This is a genomic window from Nocardioides sp. ChNu-99 (assembly GCF_029493445.1).
GTDB lineage: Bacteria > Actinomycetota > Actinomycetes > Propionibacteriales > Nocardioidaceae > Nocardioides.
In genome coordinates, this window is sequence record NZ_JAHWBL010000101.1 from 1 (window position 1) to 4718 (window position 4718).

The 4718-nt window shown below is 72.2% G+C and carries 9 protein-coding genes; all 9 read left to right on the plus strand.

Translation table 11 applies throughout. The annotated features are described in order from the left end of the window. The first annotated feature begins 100 nt into the window (after positions 1–100). The 9 genes from KK617_RS18395 to KK617_RS18435 all read left to right on the plus strand — a co-directional run bounded on the left by KK617_RS18395 (position 101) and on the right by KK617_RS18435 (position 4710). Complete coding sequence (locus tag KK617_RS18395) at positions 101–814, plus strand: hypothetical protein (protein ID WP_277501642.1); 714 nt, start codon at positions 101–103, stop codon at positions 812–814. A 103-nt stretch (positions 815–917) separates the two neighbouring features. Beyond that, on the plus strand, positions 918–1307 hold the full coding sequence (locus tag KK617_RS18400) for a head decoration protein (RefSeq protein WP_277501643.1): 390 nt from the start codon (positions 918–920) through the stop codon (positions 1305–1307). Positions 1308–1314: 7 nt separating this feature from the next. Next, entirely contained in the window at positions 1315–2370 is a 1056-nt protein-coding gene (locus tag KK617_RS18405) for a major capsid protein (RefSeq protein ID WP_277501644.1), read from the plus strand. Between the two features lie 20 nt (positions 2371–2390). Then, positions 2391–2711: a hypothetical protein gene (locus KK617_RS18410; protein ID WP_277501645.1), complete on the plus strand. Its 321-nt coding sequence runs from the start codon at positions 2391–2393 to the stop codon at positions 2709–2711. Positions 2712–2728: 17 nt separating this feature from the next. Then, positions 2729–3124: a hypothetical protein gene (locus KK617_RS18415; protein ID WP_277501646.1), complete on the plus strand. Its 396-nt coding sequence runs from the start codon at positions 2729–2731 to the stop codon at positions 3122–3124. Beyond that, positions 3118–3540, plus strand: coding sequence for a DUF6093 family protein (locus KK617_RS18420; RefSeq protein ID WP_277501647.1), 423 nt, complete (start codon positions 3118–3120; stop codon positions 3538–3540). Before KK617_RS18415 ends, KK617_RS18420 begins: the two co-directional genes overlap by 7 nt. Next, entirely contained in the window at positions 3540–3950 is a 411-nt protein-coding gene (locus KK617_RS18425) for a hypothetical protein (RefSeq protein ID WP_277501648.1), read from the plus strand. The genes KK617_RS18420 and KK617_RS18425 overlap by 1 nt, the downstream gene beginning before the upstream one ends. Continuing rightward, positions 3947–4354 carry a hypothetical protein gene (locus KK617_RS18430; RefSeq protein WP_277501649.1) on the plus strand — a complete coding sequence of 136 codons (408 nt, stop codon included), beginning with the start codon at positions 3947–3949 and terminating at the stop codon, positions 4352–4354. The genes KK617_RS18425 and KK617_RS18430 overlap by 4 nt, the downstream gene beginning before the upstream one ends. A 17-nt stretch (positions 4355–4371) precedes the next feature. After that, positions 4372–4710: a hypothetical protein gene (locus KK617_RS18435; protein ID WP_277501650.1), complete on the plus strand. Its 339-nt coding sequence runs from the start codon at positions 4372–4374 to the stop codon at positions 4708–4710. The last annotated feature ends 8 nt before the right edge of the window (positions 4711–4718 follow it).

Below are 4718 nucleotides of genomic sequence, written 5' to 3' on the forward strand. Positions count from 1 at the left end.
GAGCGGATCCGTCTGCTCCGGCTCCACGGCTACATCACGTAGCCCCCACAGACCACCCCGAGGCGCGAGGCCGAGGGGAACTCCGCGACGGAGGAACCCAGTGAAGCGACTCAAGCTCAGCCCGCGCGACGCGGCCTGGCTGAACCACACCATCGCCCGCAACCAGGCCACGTTCGGCGGCTTCACGATGATGGCCGACGACGGCGGCGCGGACGGTGGCGACGGCGGCGGGAAGGGCGGCGAGCCCGGCAAGGACGACGGTGGCAAGGACGGCAAGTCCGGGTCCGGGGGCGACCCCCAGGACAAGGACAAGACCGGCGGGCAGGACAAGGGCGGCGACGACACCCTCGGCGACGGCGGCAAGAAGGCCCTCGACGCCGAGCGCACCGCCCGCAAGCAGCTCGAGAACCAGCTGTCGGACCTCAAGAAGGGGCTCCTGTCCGCACTCGGTGGCGACGCCGACGGCAAGAGCGACGACGGCGACGTCCTGAAGTCGGTGCAGCAGCAGCTCGCCGACATCAAGCACGAGAACACGGTCCTCGCGCTGGCCACCCGGCACCGCATCACCGACACCGCCGACCTCGAGCTCCTCAAGAGCACCCGCGACCAGGCGGCGCTCGACAAGCTCGCCGCCCGCCTCGCGCCCAAGGACGGCGACCAGGACAACGGCGGCGGGAACAGCGGCGGGAACGGCAAGCCGAAGCCGGACCGCACCCAGGGCGGCGCCGGCGGCGACGCCGACGACAAGCCCTCGGTCGACCGCGGCCGCGAGCGGGCCCGCCAGCGTCACCCGCGCCGCAGCAAGACCTCCTGACCCTCCCTGCGGGGTCCACGGAGGACCGGTGGCCCCAGGGGCCGCCCCGCCCCTGAACCACCACCCAGCACCACCCCTCTTCGACCCCAAGGAGTGACACGAGATGGACCTCTCCGTCCGCATCGAGAACTTCGGGCAGGACGACCAGACCTGGATCGGTGCCGCCCACGGCATCGACCTCGCCCGGTCGATCACGCTCGACACCTCGGCGTTCACCGCCGCCACCCACTACCCCAACGGGTACATCCGCGGCGGCACCCCGCTCGGCAAGATCACCGCCACCGGCCTCTACGGCCCCTACGACAACGCCGCCGCCGACGGCCGGGAGACCCTCGCCGGGTTCCTCCTGACGCCGACGAAGCCCGGCGCGGTCCCCACCGCCGACGTCCAGGCCCCGCTCTACGAGCACGGCCGCGTCGTCGAGGTCAACCTTCCCATCGCCATCGACGCTGCCGGCAAGGCCGACGTCGACGGCCGGATCACCTTCGAGTGAGGCACACATGTACCTGAACACGGACTACATCGAGCCGACGGAGCTGACCGGCTACGTCCGCCAGCGCCTGCAGGACCTCGCGGTCAACCAGTTCCGGCTCAGCCGGTTCCTGCCCGACCGCCCGATCGACGACATCGACTACCGCTTCACCCGCGGCGGCGAGGGTCTGATCGAGGCGGCCACGTTCCGGTCCTACGACACCCCCTCGCGGTTCGGGTCCCGCCCGGGCGCCGTCCGGGTGTCGGGGCAGCTGCCCCCGGTGTCGCGGCAGATCAAGCTGGGCGAGTACGACCGGCTCAAGCTGCGCCAGGCCAGCGACGACGCGATCGTCAACGCCATCTACGACGACGCCGACCGCATGGCCCGCGCCGTCGCGGCCCGGATGGAGCTCGCGCGAGGCGAGGCCCTCACCACGGGCAAGGTCGTCATCAACGAGGGCGGCGTCGTCGCGTCCGTGGACTACGGCCGCAAGGGCACCCACACCGTCGTCGCGGGCACCCCGTGGACCACGCTCACGGCGCCGGCGCTGGAGAACCTCATCGCCTGGCGTGACACCTACCGGGCCAGCAACGGCGCCTCCCCGGCCGCCGCGCTCACCTCGCAGCGGGTCATCTCGCTGCTGCAGCGCAACGCCGAGGTCATCGCCGCCATCGCCGGCACCCAGACCGGCCGGACCCGCGTGAACCGCGCGGAGCTGGACGACCTGCTCGCCTCCGAGGAGCTGCCCCCGCTCGTCGCGTACGACGCGCAGGTCGCGGTCAACAAGCAGACCGTGCGGGTCATCGCGGAGGACAAGCTGGTGTTCACCGCCGACCAGGCTCCGCTGGTCGAGGGCGAGGACGGCGACTACGCCGTCGCCGACGCCTCCGAGATGGGCGCCACCCTGTGGGGCACCACCGCGGAGTCCCTCGAGGAGGAGTACGGGCTGGCCGGCGACGAGGCCGGGATCGTGGCCGGCGTCTACAAGCAGCCGAACCCGCTGTCGTACTTCACGAACGCGGTCGGGATCGGTCTGCCCGTGCTCGCCAACCCCGACCTGACGTTCTCCGCCGACGTCTTCTGATCCAGGAAGGAACACCTGCCATGGGCAAGAAGATCACCGCCTACGTGACCGTCGGCGCGACCACCTACCCGCCCGGTGTCGTGCCGGACGCGGTGGCGAAGGAGATCACCAACCCGAAGGCGTGGGCCACCGGCCCCACCTCTCCGGGCGAGGACCCCGACGCCGACGCCGACGCGGCCGGCTCCGGCTCCGACGCGGGCGAGCCGCCCCGCGCCGGCAAGGGCTCCGGCGTCGACGCCTGGGCGGCGTACGCCAAGACCCTCGGCCTCGAGGTGAAGGACGACGCCACCCGCGACGAGCTCATCGAGCTCGTCGACCAGCACAACAGCACCGACTCCTGAGAGGAGGTGGGGCGGCCGTGACCGTCACGCCGACAGACGTCGCCGAGAACCTCGGCCGCCCCGCCCCCGACCAGGACTCCCCGCTGTACAAGCAGTGGAACCGGTGGATCACTTCGGTCCTGCTCGTCATCAAGAACCGCCTCGGCCCCACCGAGCAGCTCGACCAGGACACGCTCGACTACGTCGTGCTCGAGACGGTCTCCGAGCGCGCAGCGGTGGCGCTGCGCCAGGGGCAGACCTCCACCACTGTCGCCGTCGACGACGGCACCGTGACGAACCGGTGGGAGAACAGCACCGACACCCGCGGCTTCGACTTCGACGACCGCTGGTGGGGATGGGCCCTCCTCCTGCCGCGCACCTCCCAGGAAGGGTTCTCCACCCGCCCGACCTTCGCCCCCGACCGCCGATGCTGAACTTTCACGAGCAGCTCGCCGCCGGCCTCGACCAGCTCCGTGGGTACGCCGAGGACCGCATGACGTCTCGGGTGCGGGTCCGGCGCCCTGGCCCGCCCGGGGCGCCCGTGCCCGGCCAGCTCGAGCGGCCCACGTGGACCACCCCCCACCCCGACCTCCCCTTCCGCCTCGACGGCACCGCCAGCAGCGACAGCGGCTCCCAGCGCGTCCGCATCGGCGAGTACGTGTTCGAGGGCGCCACCAACATCGGCCACGTGCCAGCCCTGACCCGCGACCTCCGCGACGACGACCTCATCGAGGTCTACGCGGGGGAGTGGGCCGGGACCGTGTGGCGGGTCGTGAAGGCCGTCGGCGCCGACCAGAAGACAGCCCGCCGCCTCCCCCTCGTGGAGGCGATGCGACCGAAGGAGTGGTGATGCTCCGTACCCGCGTCGACCACTCGGGCCTCACCGACCTCGCCGGCGACCTGGCGCGCCTCCCGCCCCGCATGGCGCGGGACTCGGTCGCAACCGTGCGTGACGGCGCCGCCGTCGGCTCCCGCCTCGCCGCCGCGAACGCGAAGCAGACCTCCGGTGCGCACGGCAAGCACCACCACCGCGCGTACACCTCGGAGGTGCACGGCGCCCAGGCGTCGGTGGCCTCGCAGGCCGCGGTGTACGCCGCCGAGTACGGCTCCGACGCGAGCAAGCCGCAGGGCAACATGGCCTTCGAGACCGGGTCGCGGAACCAGCGGCCCCACCGGCCGCTCGGGCGCACCCTGCCGATGGTCCGGCCCGCGTTCTACCGCGAGTTCGGCGCCAAGATCGACGGCTGGTTCTGGTCGTGAGCGCCGTGACCGAGCCCGGCATCATTGCCGCCGTCCGCGCGCGCCTGACCGCGGCCGACGTCGACGGGTACGAGCTCGACGACCTCGACCTGCTCCGCAAGGACAGCGACGGGGCGCTGCCCGACGAGTACGTCGAGCTCCACCTCGCGTTCGAGGCGAACGGCGAGGCCACCCTCGACGGCACCAGCGACCTCGACGGCTACGTCCTCGCGGTCCGGTCCTGCGCTCGCACGATCGGCAACGTCCAGGTCTACCGCCGGCGGGTGCGCGACGCGCTCTACGGCCGGGCCCTGACGGTCGAGGGCGAGACGTCCACGCCGCCCCAGCGGAACCCGGGCGACATGGCCGAGCAAGACGACGACGGCTACTTCGCGGCCCTCGACGAGTTCACGTTCACCTTCTGACCCAGGGAGAGACCCCCATGGCCGACCACGTCCGTGTGAAGCAGAAGGAGACCGGTCACGAGCTGACCGTGCTCCGCCGGCAGTACGACGCCGTCCCCGACGGCTACACCCTCCTCGACACCGACCCGCTGGACCCCAGCGGTGTCCCGCTCCCGCCGGTGTACGCCACGCCGGAGCCGGCGGCCGAGCAGGAGAAGGGGTACAGCGACCGCAGCGTCGCCGACCTCAAGACCGAGATCGAGCGCCGCAACGCCGACCGGCCCGAGGACCAGCACATCGCGGTCGACGGCAAGGGCCTCAAGCCCGACCTCGTCGCCGCGCTCGAGAACGACGACAACGGGAAGGACGGCGCCTGAGATGGTCA